Origin of the sequence: Blautia sp. MSJ-36 (assembly GCF_018917985.1) — a bacterium.
Classification (GTDB): Bacteria; Bacillota; Clostridia; order Lachnospirales; family Lachnospiraceae; genus Blautia_A.
Window position 1 is genome coordinate 1 of the sequence record NZ_JAHLPQ010000019.1, and the last position, 17,777, is coordinate 17,777.

At 44.9% G+C, this 17,777-nt stretch carries 14 protein-coding genes and 1 rRNA gene; 14 read left to right on the top strand and 1 reads right to left on the bottom strand.

Translation table 11 applies throughout. The annotated features are described in order from the left end of the window. From KQI39_RS12265 to ptsP, 11 genes are all read left to right on the top strand, one after another. Window positions 1–220: ribosomal RNA gene (locus tag KQI39_RS12265) — 23S ribosomal RNA — on the top strand; the annotation flags it as partial. Window positions 221–620: 400 nt separating this feature from the next. After that, a complete protein-coding gene (locus KQI39_RS12270; RefSeq protein ID WP_216418697.1) occupies window positions 621–1,463 on the top strand; it encodes an HAD family hydrolase in 843 nt (280 codons plus the stop codon). A 24-nt stretch (window positions 1,464–1,487) separates the two neighbouring features. Then, entirely contained in the window at window positions 1,488–2,798 is a 1,311-nt protein-coding gene (locus KQI39_RS12275; protein WP_216418699.1) for an amidohydrolase, read from the top strand. A gap of 69 nt (window positions 2,799–2,867) precedes the next feature. Further along, window positions 2,868–3,995, top strand: a complete 1,128-nt coding sequence (locus KQI39_RS12280; protein ID WP_216418701.1) for an ABC transporter ATP-binding protein — start codon at window positions 2,868–2,870, stop codon at window positions 3,993–3,995. After that, complete coding sequence (locus tag KQI39_RS12285) at window positions 3,988–4,842, top strand: ABC transporter permease (RefSeq protein WP_173772471.1); 855 nt, start codon at window positions 3,988–3,990, stop codon at window positions 4,840–4,842. Before KQI39_RS12280 ends, KQI39_RS12285 begins: the two co-directional genes overlap by 8 nt. Then, window positions 4,839–5,633 carry an ABC transporter permease gene (locus KQI39_RS12290; RefSeq protein ID WP_148448856.1) on the top strand — a complete coding sequence of 265 codons (795 nt, stop codon included), beginning with the start codon at window positions 4,839–4,841 and terminating at the stop codon, window positions 5,631–5,633. The genes KQI39_RS12285 and KQI39_RS12290 overlap by 4 nt, the downstream gene beginning before the upstream one ends. Beyond that, entirely contained in the window at window positions 5,623–6,669 is a 1,047-nt protein-coding gene (potA, locus tag KQI39_RS12295) for a spermidine/putrescine ABC transporter ATP-binding protein (RefSeq protein ID WP_021976527.1), read from the top strand. The genes KQI39_RS12290 and potA overlap by 11 nt, the downstream gene beginning before the upstream one ends. Continuing rightward, entirely contained in the window at window positions 6,669–7,487 is an 819-nt protein-coding gene (locus KQI39_RS12300) for an ABC transporter permease (RefSeq protein WP_021976528.1), read from the top strand. The genes potA and KQI39_RS12300 overlap by 1 nt, the downstream gene beginning before the upstream one ends. Before the next feature lie 12 nt (window positions 7,488–7,499). Further along, window positions 7,500–9,353: an extracellular solute-binding protein gene (locus KQI39_RS12305; protein ID WP_216418703.1), complete on the top strand. Its 1,854-nt coding sequence runs from the start codon at window positions 7,500–7,502 to the stop codon at window positions 9,351–9,353. A gap of 33 nt (window positions 9,354–9,386) precedes the next feature. Further along, window positions 9,387–10,427, top strand: coding sequence for a polyamine ABC transporter substrate-binding protein (locus KQI39_RS12310; protein WP_215707275.1), 1,041 nt, complete (start codon window positions 9,387–9,389; stop codon window positions 10,425–10,427). Window positions 10,428–10,457: 30 nt separating this feature from the next. Further along, window positions 10,458–12,098: a phosphoenolpyruvate--protein phosphotransferase gene (gene ptsP, locus KQI39_RS12315; protein ID WP_216418705.1), complete on the top strand. Its 1,641-nt coding sequence runs from the start codon at window positions 10,458–10,460 to the stop codon at window positions 12,096–12,098. 126 nt (window positions 12,099–12,224) lie between these two features. On the opposite strand, the gene KQI39_RS12320 is transcribed toward ptsP, so the two are convergent. Further along, on the bottom strand, window positions 12,225–13,103 hold the full coding sequence (locus tag KQI39_RS12320) for a homocysteine S-methyltransferase family protein (RefSeq protein ID WP_216418707.1): 879 nt from the start codon (window positions 13,101–13,103) through the stop codon (window positions 12,225–12,227). A 251-nt stretch (window positions 13,104–13,354) separates the two neighbouring features. Here KQI39_RS12320 and KQI39_RS12325 point away from each other — a divergent pair, with 251 nt between their 5' ends. The 3 genes from KQI39_RS12325 (at window position 13,355) to KQI39_RS12335 (ending at window position 17,716) form a co-directional block, all read left to right on the top strand. Then, window positions 13,355–14,074, top strand: a complete 720-nt coding sequence (locus tag KQI39_RS12325; protein WP_148448845.1) for a CpsB/CapC family capsule biosynthesis tyrosine phosphatase — start codon at window positions 13,355–13,357, stop codon at window positions 14,072–14,074. 180 nt (window positions 14,075–14,254) lie between these two features. Then, the gene (gene glmS / locus KQI39_RS12330) at window positions 14,255–16,093 is read left to right on the top strand and encodes a glutamine--fructose-6-phosphate transaminase (isomerizing) (RefSeq protein ID WP_173762574.1); all 1,839 of its coding nucleotides are present in this window, start codon (window positions 14,255–14,257) and stop codon (window positions 16,091–16,093) included. Window positions 16,094–16,117: 24 nt separating this feature from the next. Further along, complete coding sequence (locus tag KQI39_RS12335) at window positions 16,118–17,716, top strand: LCP family glycopolymer transferase (protein WP_148448840.1); 1,599 nt, start codon at window positions 16,118–16,120, stop codon at window positions 17,714–17,716. The last annotated feature ends 61 nt before the right edge of the window (window positions 17,717–17,777 follow it).

Consider the following 17,777-nt stretch of genomic DNA (forward strand, 5'->3'; position numbering starts at 1 on the left):
GACCGCTGGTGGACCGGTTGGCTTGCCAAAGCCATGGCCGGGTAGCCAAGTCCGGAAGGGATAAACGCTGAAGGCATCTAAGCGTGAAGCCCCCCTCAAGATGAGATATCCCATTCTTATGAAGTAAACCCCCTTGAAGACGACGAGGTAGATAGGGCAGAGGTGGAAGTGTGGTAACACATGCAGCTGACTGTTACTAATCGGGTGAGGGCTTGACCAACTAAGCCGAGGAAGCGGGCAGGAAGCAGCAGGAATGAATCGGAACAAGCTTGCTTGTGGAGAGGCATTCATGATGATTCCTGAACATTTGCGAAGCAAATGACATCGAACGACGAAGTCGTGAGATGACCCCCGCTGGAGTAGCCTACAAAACAGGCAATGCAGCTTTAGCTGCGAGCCCGTGAAAAAAGGTGAATCGGTACGCAGGTTAAAATTGATTCAATAAAACGATTAACCATCAACAAAGCATGTATGTAGTTTTGAATATACAATCGTAAGAAAGTGGCTTAAACAGCCACTTTTTTTGTGCTATAATAAAAAAATACGTTATCATCAATGTCCCTGTCAACTGAAAAAAGTTTTTCTATTCACAGTCCACAGCAAAACGAAAGGATTTATTTATGAAAACATTATACGTATCAGATCTTGATGGAACTCTTTTACGAAAAAATGAAACTTTATCCCCATATACAATAAAAACAATCAATGCGTTAACTTCTTCAGGCATGTTATTTTCCTATGCAACAGCCCGTTCATTAAATACAGCAAAAAAAGTAACAGAAGGTCTTAACACACATTTTCCTCTTATTATATACAACGGTGCATTCGTAAAAGATAATATCACAGAGGAAATCCTCATTGCCAATTATTTTGAGGAGGACGTATATGAGGTATTAAAAAATCTTTTTGCACACGAAATATATCCGATCATATATTCATATCAGAATAATATCGAAAAATTTTCTTATATACCGGAAAAAGCAACAAGCGGAATGCAGGCCTTTTTAAACAGCCGAAGAGGTGACAAACGCACTAATATTGTAACCGCAGAATCGGAACTGATGGATGGGAATCTTTTTTATATCACATGTATTGATAAGCCGGAGAAGCTGGAACCATTTTATCATAAATACAAAAATAAATATCACGTTGTTTATCAGGAAGATATCTATACAGGAGAGCAGTGGCTGGAGATCATGCCGCAAAAAGCATCTAAAGCGCAGGCTGCTTTGCAGTTAAAACAAAAACTGGAATGTGACAGATTAGTTGTTTTTGGTGATGGAAAAAATGATATTGATATGTTTGAAATAGCGGATGAAGCCTATGCAGTGGAAAATGCAGTAAATGAACTGAAAGCTGTGGCAACTGGGGTCATCGGCTCCAATGAAAACGACGGAGTGGCGAAATATCTCCAAAAAATACCTATTTCCAAACCCACAATTTTATGCTATCATATAGCTTAACCTGCGAAAAAAGGAGGTTACGCGATGAATCATATTGAAGAAAAAATCATTCAGACAATAGATGAACACAGAGACGAGATCATAGCCTTTGCGAAGGATATCCAGAGTCATCCGGAGCCGGGATTTTATGAGGAAAGAACAGCCGCACATGTAGCGGCTTTTTTGCGTGGCCTTGGACTTCGTGTACATGGGGGACTTGCACGCACAGGGGTTCGCGCTGAGTGGATGGAACAGGACGGACCAAATATTACGATTATCGGAGAACTAGACGCTATCGGATGTAAATCGCATCCGATGGCTGATCCCGTTAACGGGACAGCACATGCATGCGGACACCACGCACAGATTGCAGCCATGATCGGCGCAGCATTGGCACTGACCAATGAGGAGGTTCAAGCCTCTCTGTCTGGGTCCGTATCTTTTTTTGCCGTTCCGGCGGAAGAATACATCGATGCAGATAAACGTGCACGGCTTCGTAAAGAGGGAATCGGCTTTACTGCATCCGGAAAAAGCGAGCTGATCCGTCTTGGAGAATTTGACCATTCTGACATTATTATGACAACTCACGTGCACATGATGCCGGTAGAAGAAGATTTTTACCTGGGAAATGCGGCATGCAACGGATTTTCCGCAGAGCGTGTCACAGTAAGAGGAAAAGCCGCGCACGCAGCCATCGATCCATGGGATGGAGTGAATGCCTTAAGCATTACTTCCAGTGCCATTCAGATGATGGGGTTGATGCGGGAAACTTTTCGGGAGGAAGACCATGTGCGCCTTCACAATGTGATCCGAAAAGCCGGGGATGTGATTAATGCGGTTCCGGACGAGGCGGTAATCGAAACAAAAGTCCGTGCGGCTTCCCTGGATGCGATCCGTGCAACACAGGAAAAAATGGACCGCGCCTATGACGGAGCTGCCTATGCCTTTGGTGGTACGATCGAAAGAGAACCGCTTCAGGGATATATGCCGATCCTGCACAGAGGCGCGGATAAAGTGATGGAGGAATCCATAAAGCTTCTGGATGCGACATACCGGTGCTCAAAACCGGAAGATTTTAACAATGCCTGTACGGATGTGGGAGATATGACCCATTTGTTCCCAGTGTTGAATTTTACGTTCGGAGGATTTGAGGGAAAACTCCATGGAGCAGATTTTCAGATCATAGATGAAGAACTGGCCTATATCAAACCAGCCAAACTGCTGGCACTGACTACGTATCGCCTTCTCTGCGATCAGGCAAAAGAAGCAAAAAAAATCTGCCAGGAATTTAAACCGGTATTTAATAAAGAAACTTATTGTCAGTATATAAAGGATAATTTTCATGAGAATGAGTAATTAACCGAATCAGGGAGGTTCCCTACGGGGTACGGATATCTGTATCATAGTAAATAAAAGGAGAACTAAATGTCCGAAATTTCATTAGAACTGAAAAATATAAAAAAGAGCTTCCAGGAAGGGGAGGACGTCCTGGAAAGCATCTGTCTTACAGCAAAAAAAGGAGAATTTGTCACTTTGCTGGGATCTTCCGGCTGTGGAAAAACCACTACATTGCGGATCATCGCAGGTCTGGAGCAGCCTGATTCCGGCCAGGTTTTCTTAAACGGAAAAGATGTGACATCCCTGGAACCGAACCAGCGAAATGTGAACACCGTGTTCCAGAATTATGCACTTTTTCCCCACATGAATGTAGCAGATAATATTGGCTATGGCCTGAAACTGAAGAAAACGCCGAAAGCGGAGATCAGTAGAAGAGTAAAAGAAATGCTGGAACTGGTTCAGCTTTCCGGATTTGAGAAGCGGAAGCCGTCAGAACTTTCCGGCGGTCAACGCCAGCGTGTAGCTATAGCCAGAGCACTTGTAAACAATCCGGAAGTCCTTCTTCTGGATGAACCTCTTGGTGCACTGGATCTGCAGTTGAGGCGTGCCATGCAGCACGAGCTGAAACGCCTGCAGAAGAAGCTGGGGATCACGTTTATCTATATCACCCACGATCAGGAAGAAGCCATCAACATGTCTGATACGATCGCTGTGATGAACCACGGACGCTTTGAGCAGATCGGGACGCCGGATGAGATCTATAATCATCCGAAGACCAGTTATGTGGCGACATTTGTAGGAAATGCAAATATCCTTACCGGTGTTGTGGAAAATATTGGTACAGAGGAAACAGGCGATATTTCCAAACTGATCACAGTAAGAACTGACGCCGGAAAAGTAAAAGTATCAATGAACACCACAGCCACATCTGATAAAGGATATCTGCCCCAAAAAGGAGAAAAGGTCACCATCGCGGTAAGAAGTGAAAATATTCGCTTTGAAGAAAATAACGATTGCTATGGCTTAAATGCCGAAGTCATTGAAAAAACTTTCGCCGGCGGTCAGCTCCGTGTTGTTTTGAAAACTTCGGAAGGGCAAGAAATCGTGGCAAGTCGTTATGGCATTGATACAAACGTCAGCGTAGGAGAAAAGGTGCGCTGCTGTTTTCTTCCCACAGATGCCGTGCTGGTGGACCAGGGAGGCACCAATGCGTAAGCGCGGCGCAGGCTCCGTATGGATGATCCTGCCGCTGTATCTCTTCACACTGATCTTTGTTGCGCTGCCCCTTCTGTATGTGATCGCATTGAGTTTTTCCACAGCAGACGGCGGCTATGGTGTGAACTGGAAATTTACTCTGGATAATTACAAACAGATCCTGGAGCCCGTATATCTGCAGACTTTTACAGGATCCTTTCGCCTTGCCATTACAAGTACCCTGATCATCTGCCTGGTGGGTTATCCTTTCGGATATTTTATGGCAAAACTTTCCGAGGGAAAAAAGAAGCTTGCCATGTTGTTCCTGATGCTGCCTTTCTGGGTGAATTCTCTGATCCGTCTGTACGGCTGGATCATCATTCTCCAGAAAAAGGGACTACTGAACTATCTGTTGATGAAATTTGGTATTATCCAGGAGCCTTTAAAAATTTTGTACAGCTATCCTGCCATTGTGATCGGTATGATCTATGTATTGTTGCCGTTTATGGCACTGTCCGTATATTCCAGTGCGGAAAAGCTGGACTGGTCACTGGTGGAGGCAGCCAGAGATCTGGGAGCCAGCAGATGGAAAGCATTCTGGAGCGTCACTTTTAAGCTGACTTTACCGGGACTTCTTTCCGGAGTGATCCTTACTTTTATTCCGTCTATGGGCCTGTTTTTTATTGCGGATATCCTGGGCGGAAACAAGATCGTACTGGTTGGAAGCCTGATCCAGGAGCAGATGACAAGAGGCAATAACTGGCCCTTTGCCGCGGCATTGGCCGTGGTATTGATGATACTGACCACTCTGATGATCGTACTGTACAGGAAGATCACCAATGTGAAGGAACTGGAGGGAATCGGATGAAAAAGAACTCAAAACTTTCAGGACTGTACCTGGGAATCCTGTTTTTCCTTATGTATCTGCCCATTGGCGTGGTAGTGGTATTTTCGTTTAATGAAGCAAGACTTCCGGTGCGTTTTACCGGATTTTCCCTGAAATGGTATCAGGAACTGTTTCATGACAGAGATCTGATCCAGGCATTGAAAAACAGCCTGATTCTGGCTATATCCAGTTGCGGGGTATCTGCAGTGATCGGAACGCTGGGGGCTGTAGGACTTTCCAGGATCCACTGGAAAACAAAAGGGGTGATGGAGTACATTTCCATTCTGCCTCTGATGATCCCGGAGATCATTCTGGGAATGGTACTGATGGCATTTTTCTATATGCTGAACCTGCCATTTGGAATGCTGACACTTCTGATCGGACACACGGTTTTCTGCGTGCCCTATATTTTAATGGAAGTAAAAGCACGGCTTGTGGGAATGGACCCGTCCCTGGAAGAGGCAGCCAGAGATCTTGGCGCCGGTTCTTTCCGGGCATTCTGGGACATTACCCTGCCTCTGATCATGCCGGCTGTCATATCCGGCTCTCTGCTGGCTTTTGCCATGTCCATGGATGATGTGGTGATCAGCATTTTTGTGACCGGTCCGCGTGTATCCACGCTGCCGATAAAAGTTTACACACAGATGAAAACAGGCGTTACGCCGGAGATCAATGCACTTTGTACTATGATGCTGGGAGTGATCCTCCTTGTGCTGGCCGTGTATCTGATCATGGGAAAACGCGGGAAGGGGAATAAGAGAGATGAGCAATAAACTGATCGAGTTAAAAAATCTCACAAAAAATTTTGATGACCAGCAGGTGCTCCGGGGAATCAACCTGGATATCCACGAAAACGAATTCCTTACGCTTCTGGGACCCAGCGGCTGTGGAAAAACAACAACCTTGAGGATCATCGCAGGATTTGAGGAACCAAGCGGTGGAGAGGTGCTGTTTAACGGCATTGAGATCTCCAAGCTTCCTCCATATAAAAGGGAGATCAATACGGTATTCCAGAAATATGCGCTGTTTCCACATCTTAATGTTATGGACAATATCGGTTTCGGCCTGAATCTGAAAAAAGTAGATAAAACTGTCATTGAGCAGAAAGTCAAAAGAATGCTGAAGATGGTAGGTCTGGAAGGTTTCGAAAAAAGAGACGTCACCCTTCTTTCCGGCGGTCAGCAGCAGCGAGTTGCCATTGCCAGAGCTCTTGTCAATGAGCCGAAAGTCCTTCTTCTGGATGAGCCTCTTGGAGCTCTGGATGCCAAGATCCGTAAACAGATGCAGATCGAGCTGAAAAAGATCCAGAGAGAAGTAGGAATCACTTTCATCTATGTTACCCATGACCAGGAAGAGGCTCTCTCCATGTCCGATACCGTAGTTGTTATGAACAACGGTGAGATCCAGCAGATCGGAAGCCCGACAGACATCTACAATGAGCCGGAAAACCGTTTTGTGGCAGGTTTTATCGGAGAATCCAATATTATAGAAGGAACGATGATCAAAGATTTCCTGGTAGAGTTTGATGGTTTCCAGTTTGAATGTGTGGATAAGGGATTTGAGGACAACGAAGCCATTGAAGTGGTTCTCCGTCCGGAGGATCTGGATATTGTGGAACCGGATCAGGCCAAGATCAGAGGAACTGTACGGAACATTACGTTCAAAGGTGTTCATTATGAGATCCTGATCGAGACGGAGCTTCGCACATACATGGTGCACACTACCGATTATGCGGAAGTGGGACGAGAAGTAGGACTGAAGTTTGGTCCTGAGGATATCCATGTTATGTGCAGAATGGGAGGATACTAATGAAACAGTTCAAACATCTGATCAAGCCGTACATCATCTGGGCTTCGATCCTGATCGTGGTACCACTGATCCTGATCGTACTTTATGCGTTTACCTCAGATGGAAATGAAGTTCTGACTTTACATTTTACATGGGCGAATTTTGCAAAATTCCTGGAAACTACTTATTTAAGTGTTATTTTGAAATCTTTTCGCCTGGGTATCCTGACCACATTGATCTGTCTTGTGTGCGGATATCCGCTGGCATATATTATTTCCAAATACTCCGAGAAGGTGCAGAGTTTTCTCATCCTTATGGTTACGATCCCCATGTGGATCAACATGCTCCTTCGTACTTATGCATGGATGAATATTCTTTCAGACAATGGTCTGGTGAACAACCTTCTGAAAATGCTGGGAATTTCACCGATCACCATGATGTATACAGATTTTTCGGTTATTGTGGGCCTTGTCTGTAACTTCATGCCGTTTATGATCATTCCGATCCATACTTCTTTAAGTAAAATGGATAAATCACTGATCGAGGCGGCCAATGACCTTGGGGCCAATCCATTCCAGACCTTCTGGAAAGTCACCTGGAAGCTTTCCATGCCAGGTGTGGTCAATGGTGTTATGATGGTATTCCTTCTGTCCATCTCAACTTTCGTTATTCCGAAGCTTCTTGGCGGCGGTCAGTACATGCTGATCGGTAACCTGATCGAGTCACAGTTTATTTCCGTAGGTGACTGGAACTTTGGAAGTGCCATCTCTCTGATCCTGGCAGTGATCATCCTGATCTTTATGAGCCTGATGAAGAAGATGGACACCCAGGACGATTAAAGGAGGCAGGAGATGAAAAGAAAAAATACCATATTTTCAAAATTATATGTAGTGCTGTGTCTGGCATTTTTTTACCTGCCGATCCTTGTGACTATGATTTTTTCCTTTAACTCGTCCAAGTCCCTGACCAGATTTACAGGATTTTCCCTGCGCTGGTACGGGGAGCTGATCAACAACATGGAGATCAGCAAGGCAGTTTATGTTTCTGTTACAGTGGCAATCCTGGCAACAATTATTTCCACAGTGCTGGGAACTATTACAGCCATCGGCCTTTCCAAATCCAGAAAAGTACTGAAGGAACTGGTACTTACCATCAATAACTTTCCGATCCTGAACCCGGAGATCGTAACAGCTATCGGTCTGATGCTTCTGTTTTCTTCTCTGGGAATGACGAAAGGTTATCTGACCATGCTGCTGGCACATATCGCGTTCTGTACGCCTTATGTAATTACCAGTGTATATCCGAAGGTGCGAAACCTGGACCCTAACCTGGCCAATGCGGCGATGGATCTTGGTGCAACGCCATATCAGGCCCTTACAAAAGTTATCGTGCCTATGATCAAAGAGGGAATTTTTGCGGGAGCGCTTCTGGCATTTACCATGTCCTTTGACGATTTCGTAATTTCCTACTTTGTTTCAGGAAACGGAGTAAAAAATATCTCCATCGTTGTATATAATATGACGAAGCGTATCAATCCGACGATCAATGCACTGTCAACGATCGTGATCGTGGTAATCGTCCTGGTGCTGCTGTTTGCAAATCTGATACTGCCGAAGCTTCAGGATTCTACAGTAAAGAAGATGAATCCGAGAACAAGAAAGATCGTGGCAGCAGTTACGGCTGTGATCCTGGTGGTCGTTTTTGGAAAATGGACGCTTGTAAGCCAGGGAAGCCATGTACTTCGTGTATATAATGCCGGTGAATATATGGATCTGAGCCTGATCGACAAATTTGAAAAACAGTACAACTGTACCATTGTCTATGAGACGTTTGAGTCCAACGAGATGATGTATACAAAACTTGCCAGCGGTGAGACCTACGATGTTCTGGTACCTTCTGATTATATGATCGAGAGGCTGATCAAGGAAGAATACCTTCAGTCTATTGACTGGAAAAAGATTCCGAATAAGAAGAATCTTCTTCCTGAAGTACAGAACAAGGACTATGATCCGGGCAACCGCTATTCCTGTCCGTATTTCTGGGGAACCGTGGGAATCCTTTACAATAAGAATGTAGTATCACAGGAAGATCTGGATAGAGAGGGCTGGAATGTTCTTACCGATGAGAAATATAAAGGAAATCTTTACATGTACGATTCCGAACGAGATTCCTTTATGATCGCCCTGAAAGCACTTGGATACTCCATGAATACCACAGATCTGGGTGAGATTCAGGAAGCTTATGAATGGCTGATCAACCAGCGTGACACCATGGATCCGATCTATGCAGGAGATGATGTGATCGATAATATGATTTCCGGAAACAAAGCAATGGCAGTGGTTTATTCCGGTGACGCTTCTTATATCATCAGTGAGAATCCGGATCTTGATTATTACACTCCAAAGCAGGGAACCAATACCTGGTATGATGCGATGGTCATCACCAAGGACTGTAATGAGGTAGATCTGGCTCATGAGTTCATCAATTTTATGCTGGATGATGAAAATGCTCTTTCCAATACCGAAGAAGTAGGATATACTTCTACTGTAAAGAGTGCGTTCGAGGAGATGAAAAACGGAACTTATGAGGGAATTGCTTCCTATATTCCGCAGATCGACAACCCAAAGAATGAAATCTTCGGATACCAGAAGCCAAAGATCAAGCAGAAATTCGCAGAGCTTTGGACCAAGGTAAAAGCAAAATAACAAGACGCCAGAGAGAGACATGAAGGAGGTTCTATGAAAGCAAAAAAAGCAGCAGCGATCATGTTATGTGCGGCACTTGGAGCATCTATGGTAACAGGTGTCAGCGTCAGTGCAAAGGATAAAGATGAACTGGTACTTTACACATGGGACGGAATGGTTCCGCAGGAAGTGCTGGATGATTTTGAAAAAGAAACAGGAACCAAGGTTGTTTACTCTAACTTTGATACCGATGAGACTATGCTTGAGAAACTTTCCCAGGCAAAAGGCGGCGATTACGATGTGGTAATTGCAGATGATTACATTATCGACAGTGCGGTAAAAGAAGGACTTGTCCAGAAGATCGACAAGGATACTGTTACCAATTTCGGAAACATCAATCCGCTTTTCCAGGGACAGTTTTATGATCCGGATGACGAGTACACCGTACCATACGGTGCAGGAATCCCGCTGATCGTTTATGATCCGGATCAGGTAGATATCGACATCAAAGGATACAAAGATCTCTGGGATGAATCCCTGAAAGACAGCGTGGCGATCATCGGAAATTACCGTGTAATTGCCGGAATCACACAGCTTTCCATGGGTGAGAGCATGAATGAAGAGGATGTGGACGTGATCGCCAAGACCGGTGAGAAGCTGAAAGAGCTTGCGCCGAATATCCGCATGATCCAGGATGACAATACACAGAATGCCCTGCTCAACGGAGAAGCAAGTGTGGCATTTCTTTACACATCCCAGGTAACACAGGCACTGAAGGATAACCCGGATCTGAAGGTGGTTTATCCGGAAGAGGGTCTTGGATTTGGTATTCTTGGAACCTTTATCCCAAGTGAAGCACCGAATGCGGAGGCCGCCAATGAATTTATCAATTATATCCTGCAGCCGGAAGTAACTGCAAAGTGCATCAATTCTGTAGGTTATTATAATACAAACAAGGCAGCAGATGATCTGGTAGATGCGAACCTGGTCGTACCGGATGATGTGACCAAGGGTGAGATCGTGCAGAACGTAAGCCAGGAAGCAGAGCAGGAATACAATAAGATCTGGACAGAATTTAAAGCTGCCTGCGATTAAGGCGGACAGACCAGTAAGGGGGTTTTTCAGGTGGAAATATACAAAGGCACATCTGCTTTTTCCGGAATAGCCATTGGAAAAATACTGTATTACCACAGGGGCGAATACCAGATCCGTCAGTCTATGGTAGACAATGTAAAAAAGGAGCTGGATCGTCTGGACCATGCAAGGACATCAGTAAAGACCCAGATCCAGCATATGTATAAAAACGGAGCACCTCTCCCAAAAGAGCAGGAGCTGACATTGAAGCGTCAGCTGAAGCTCTTAAGCGGAGGCAGTTTTCAGCGGGCCGTAGAAAGCATGATCACAACAGAAAAGGTCAGTGCGGCTTATGCGGTTCAGACGACCAGAGACGAGCTTGCCAATGTGTTCCGCAAGCTGGAGGACGAGGCTGTCAAGGAACAGATCGAAAATATCCGGGAGATCTCCGAACTTCTGATCGGCGCCATGGGTGGTTCCCATGCGCGGATCAACCTGGGAGATGAGCCGGTGATCCTTGCAGCAGAGCAGCTTTCCCCAAATGAACTGCTGGAGATGAATAAATCAAGCCTTCTGGCGGTAGTCATGCATCAGGGATCGATCATTTCCCATGTATCGATCATGGCGAAATCCATGGCAGTGCCTACACTGGTGGAAGTGGAGATACAGAAGGAATGGGACGGTCATATGGCCATTGTAGATGGATATACAGGAACTCTGTATATTGATCCGGAACCGGAACTTCTGAAAGAATATGAGATCCGTCACAGGGCAGATATGGAAGAACGGGAAGAACTCTTAAGACTTCGTAATCAGGAGGATATCACAGCCGATGGAAAACAGATAAAACTTCTGGCCAACATCGGAAATCTGGATGACCTGAATACGGTTCTTTATTACGGAGCTACAGGCATCGGTCTCCTTCGAAGTGAATTTCAGTATCTTGGAAGAGAAAATTATCCAAGAGAGAACGAACTGTTCCGTGCTTATAAGAAGGTAGCGGAGGATATGGAAGGCCGTCCGGTTGTGATCCGTACCGTAGATCTGGGTGCAGACCGGCAGGCAGAATATATGGCCATCCCGGATGAAGTCAATCCTATGATGGGAAACCGCGGTATCCGTCTCTGCCTTGACCGGAAAAAAATGTTCAAGGCCCAGCTTCGTGCCATTTACCGTGCAAGTGCCTATGGAAATATCAGTCTGATGTATCCGATGATCACGTCGGAGGAAGAACTGGATGAGATCGAGAAGCTGATCCAGGAGGTCAAAAAAGGCCTGGATGAGAAGAACATTCCCTACAAAAATATCCGTACCGGAATCATGATCGAGACACCGGCTGCAGTTATGATCAGTGAAGAACTGGGAAAACGTGTGGATTTCTTAAGTCTCGGAACCAATGACCTGACCCAGTATACCCTGGCTATGGACAGGCAGAATCTTCTTCTTAAGAATAAATACAACGACCATCATCCCGCACTTGTAAAGATGATCCGTATGGTGACAGAAGCCGGACATAAATCTGGATGTAATGTTTACATATGCGGGGAGCTGGCAGCTGATTCCAATCTCACAGAGAAATTTATCCAGATGGGTGTGGACGGACTTTCCGTTGTGCCGGCTTGCGTACTTCCTGTACGGAAGGCAATCCGTGCGGCGTATGCGGACGCGGCAAACCGACGGTCAGAGAAATAGTATCCAGTCAAATAAAAATCCTGAGAATTTCTATGTTTATATTTCACATAGGATTCTCAGGATTTTTTGTATATTTACAATTCGTTCGTTTTACTGCTTACTCGTAACAAAATAGCTTCAGGACGGTTATCGAAGTCCAAGCACCTGGGCAGTTTCCGAAATAAATTCCGGTGTGGTACCACAGCATCCGCCGATTACAGAAGCTCCGTTTTCAACAAGTACCTTCATGTAACCTGCAAAATCAGCAGGTGTCATGCTGTAAACGGCATTACCAAGATCATCGATCTGCGGCATTCCCGCGTTCGGTTTGGCGATAACCGGAATGGAAACATTCTCTTTGATATTACGGACAACAGATACCAGCTGATCCGGACCAACAGAGCAGTTGATGCCGACTGCACTGGCACCGGCAGCTTCGAGGGACATGGCAGCCTCTACGGCATTGCCGCCGCTGAAGATACTTCCGTCTGCTTCTACAGTTACAGTACAGATGATCGGAAGGTCGCAGACACTCTGGCAGGCATCTACAGCAGCCAGTGTCTCTTCAATATTGATCATGGTTTCCGCTACGATCAGATCTACGCCAGCATCCCGGAGATAACCGATCTGCTCCTGATAGGTTTCAAAGGCTTTTTCGTAGGTCATATCACCGGCCGGGGCCATCATCTTACCGGTTGTGGTGATATCTCCCGCAACATAAACGCCCTCCGCTGTGATCTCTTTGGTGTAGCCGGCCAGGGTATGGTTGATCTGCTCAATCTGATCTTCCAGACCGTGCATGGTGAGATTGATGCGGTTTCCACCGAATGTAGGTGCATAAATAATATGGCTTCCTGCTTCAATATAAGCTTTCTGAAGGGACTGGATCACATCTTTGTGCTCAAGCACCCAGCTCTCTGTGCAGACACCTCTTGGCATTCCTGCTTTCATCAGGTTGGAACCGGTAGCACCATCCAGCAGCAGGACATGGTTCTCAGTCAGTTTCTGAAATTCCTGTTTTGTCATATGTTTATATCCTCCTTATGGCAGCCAATCACGGTTGGCAAAAAAATAAGGCTCCTCCTGTAACTGCTGCACTCATTGCCGTGTATCTATTTTAACATAGGAGAGAAGAATAATAAAGACCTTGCGTAATAAATGGACGGATTGTATAATAGCCACTAGGCATATCACAGAGCGGAATAGAAATGTCCGCTTTACAGCTTTGGGAACAGAAACCAGAAGATACAGGTAAATAAAAAGAAAGGATTGTTTTGATGAAGGGACTTTATGATATTCACTGCCATATTCTGCCGGGGGTGGATGATGGCGCCAGGAATATGGAAGAAGCCTTATGGATGCTGAACAAGGAATATAAAGACGGAGTACGTCATGTGATTCTGACTCCTCATTTCCGATATGAGATGTTTGAACCACATATGAATATTGTAACGAGAGGTTTTATGCAACTGAGAAGAGAGATCGTAAATATTGGCCAGGGCGATATGCAGATTTATCTTGGATGTGAACTGCATTCCAGTATGGATATGGTGGAATGTCTGAAAAAGGGCAGGAGACTTACCATGGCCGGATCCAGGTATGTACTTGTGGAATTTAGTAATAACGATGAAAAGAGCTATATTGAAGAACGGATCAGAAGTCTTTTGATGTACGGTTTTATTCCGATTATTGCACATGCGGAGAGATATAGTGCCACAAGAAATGATGTTCGTTTTCTTTCAGAGCTGAGAGAAGCCGGTGCTTATATTCAGATCAATGCGGACACTATCAGTGGACACAGCGGCTTCGGAGCAAAAATGTATGCAAAAAAGCTCATGAAACAGGGACTGCTGGATTTTGTGGGATCTGACGGACACAGGCAGAATGAGCGGATTCCGGAAATTGGAAGATGTGTGGAAAAAGTGGAAAAAACCATGGGGACGGAATACGCAAAAAAAATATTTATCAAAAATCCCCGTAAGATCACAGGGCGATAGGGAAAAAGTATTTATCGCAAAAGAGAAGAATTTGTGATATACTTTCACAGGAAAGCTTTTATACATATTATAATATAGAAGAAATAAGTCATCCGCAAAATGAAGCGTATGATTTCAGAGTATTATAGCAATAAGAATAATAGCAGTAGTTGGATTGATAAAACAAAGGAGACTGGAAATATGTGTGGAATTGTAGGTTTTACAGGTAAGCATCAGGCAGCACCGATTTTACTGGACGGTCTTTCCAAACTGGAATACAGAGGATATGATTCTGCCGGTATTGCAGTGCGTGACGGAGAGAATGAGACAGAAGTCATCAAAGCAAAAGGGCGCCTTAAAGTTCTGATTGAAAAAACAAACGGAGGAGAATCTGTTCCGGGAACCTGTGGCATCGGCCATACAAGATGGGCAACACACGGGGAACCGTCAGAAACCAATGCACATCCTCATGTCAGCGACGATGGAAATGTGGTTGCCGTACACAACGGTATCATCGAAAACTATCAGGAACTGAAAGAAAAACTTCTTCGTAAAGGTTATACGTTTTATTCTGCAACAGATACGGAAGTTGCGGTAAATCTTGTAGATTATTATTATAAGAAATATGGAAAATCACCGGTTGAGGCAGTCAGCCATGCGATGGTACGCATCAGAGGTTCCTATGCACTCGCCATGATGTTCCGTGATTATCCGGGAGAGATTTTTGTAGCAAGAAAAGACAGCCCGATGATTCTGGGTGTGGGAGACGGGGAGTCTTATATTGCTTCCGATGTTCCGGCGATTCTGAAATATACAAGAAATGTTTATTATATTGGAAATCTGGAGATGGCTCATGTGAAAAGTGGAGAGATCACCTTTTACAATCTGGATGGCGAAGAAATTGAAAAAGAACCAAAGAAGATTGATTGGGATGCAGAAGCTGCTGAAAAGGCTGGATATGAGCACTTTATGATGAAAGAAATCCACGAGCAGCCGAAAGCGGTTTCCGATACCATCAATTCTGTTGTAAAAGATGGAAAGATTGACCTTTCCGGTGTGGGAATGGATGAAGAAACGATCCGGAATATCAGCCAGATTTATATTGTTGCCTGTGGATCTGCATACCATGTCGGCATGGCTGCCCAGTATGTTCTGGAAGATCTGGCGCGCATCCCGGTACGAGTGGAGCTTGCATCAGAGTTCCGTTATCGTAATCCAATCCTGGACAAAAACGGCCTTGCGATCATCGTCAGTCAGTCCGGAGAGACAGCAGACAGCCTTGCGGCACTTCGTGAGTGCAAAGCCAGAGGAATCCGTACCCTTGCCATTGTCAATGTAATTGGCTCTTCCATTGCGAGGGAAGCAGATAATGTATTTTATACACTTGCCGGCCCGGAAATTTCTGTGGCTACCACAAAAGCTTACAGCACACAGCTGATTGCTTCCTATATTCTGGCTCTTCAGTTTGCGAAAACAAGAGAAGAAATTACAGAAGAACAGTGTGATGCATATATAAAAGAACTGCAGACACTTCCGGAGAAAATTGAGAAAATTCTTGAGGATAAGGAACGTCTCCAGTGGTTCGCATCCAAGCAGGCCAATGCCAAGGATATCTTCTTTATCGGAAGAGGAATTGATTATGCGATCAGTCTTGAGGGAAGCCTTAAGATGAAAGAGATCAGTTACATTCATTCAGAGGCCTATGCGGCAGGAGAACTGAAGCACGGAACGATTTCCCTGGTGGAGGACGGAACTCTTGTAATCGGTGTTCTTACTCAGCCGAGCCTCTATGAAAAAACAGTGAGCAATATGGTAGAGTGTAAGAGCCGTGGCGCTTATCTGATGGGACTTACCACATTTGGAAATTATAATATTGAGGACACTGCGGACTTTACCGTTTATATCCCGAAAACAGATCCGCATTTTGCCACTTCACTGGCTGTAATTCCGTTACAGCTTCTGGGATATTATGTAAGTGTAAATAAGGGTCTTGATGTAGATAAGCCAAGAAACCTTGCAAAAAGTGTTACTGTAGAATAATTTCCTTACCAAGGAGGATTGCATATGAAAAAAATAGGAAAACATATTCCGGGGTTGATTGTAATGCTGGTAGTTCTGGCAACTGCTGTTGTATTTGTAGGAATGCTCCTGAATATGAAAGTGATCCCGACAAAATTCATCGCAGTGATCAGTCTGGTTATGCTGATTCTGGTACTGATTGTCGGAGCACTTGTATGGAACGCAGACAAAAAAATACGTTTTGTTCTGGGAGTATTGATTGCCGCTATTCTGGGTGCGGCGTTTATTCTTGGAAGCATGTATGTTTATCAGACCCATTCAGCACTTGCGGATATTTCCGGTGTGAATACAGAGGTCACGGAAGTTGGAATATATGTCCGTGCGGATGATTCTGCTGATTCGATAGCGGCAACTGCGGACTATGTATATGGTGTCCTTACAGATCTTGACCGTGAGAATTCCGATAAGGCTATTCAGGAGGTAGATTCTGAAGCCGGAAAAAGTGTCAAGGTTCAGGAATTTGCAGGGCTTACAGAGCTCGTTGACGGCCTTCTGAACGGACAGACAGGGGCCATCGTTCTGAACAGCGCCTATCTGAGCGTGATAGAGGAGATGGATGGATATTCAGATGTTTCATCCAGAATCCGTGAACTGACAGTAAAAAAAGTGGAAACAACCATTGAGCCGCAGCAGACGGAACAGAAATCTGAAGACAGCGCAGATAAAGGAACGGTTTATACAATCTTTATCAGCGGTATTGACAGCAGAAGCGGATTGGTTGCCAAGAGCAGAAGTGATTCCAACATTGTGGCAACTGTAAACACAGATACCCACCAGGTTCTGCTGGTGTCTACACCACGTGATTATTTTGTGCCGCTTTCAATTTCCGGCGGACAGAAAGATAAGCTGACCCATGCGGGAATCTATGGCATTAATGTATGTATGGATACTCTGGGAATGCTTTACAATGAAGATATCAATTACTATTTCCGTATCAATTTTGCCGGATTTGAACAGCTGATTGATGCTCTTGGTGGTATTACCGTTTATTCTGATTATGAATTTGATTCCAAGAATGAGGTAGGATATCACTTTAATCAAGGCGAGAACCAGATGAACGGAGAACAGGCACTGATTTTCAGTCGTGAGCGTTATTCCTTCCAGGAGGGAGACCGCCAGCGCGGAAAGAATCAGATGGCCGTAATCAAGGGCGTAATCAATAAAGCGCTTTCTCCGGAACTTCTGAAAAATTATTCTTCCGTACTTTCCAGCATCCAGGGATGTTTTGAGACAAATATCTCCTATGAGGAAATTGCCGGTATTCTGCAGAAGCAGCTGAATAACGGGGGAGACTGGAATATTGTAAGCTACAGTGTAAATGGTACCGGTGACACACAGAAACCGTATTCCATGAGCCAGAAAGCATATGTTATGATTCCGGATGAGTCTACTGTTCAGAAGGCTGAAGAGATGATGAAGAAGGTCCGTGACGGTGAGACTGTTTCCCAGGAGGAAGCAGATGCAGATGCATCTGCGGCCGCAGCTACGGATACAGATACGCAGTCTGCCGCTGCAGAAACTACAGACACAGCAGCACAGAATGCAACAGATACACAGGCAGCAGATAGTGGTGCAGCACAGTAGTAAACGAAATAAAGCGTAGAAAAACCGCCAGGCGGTGCAACTGGTATTCAGAACTTATTCT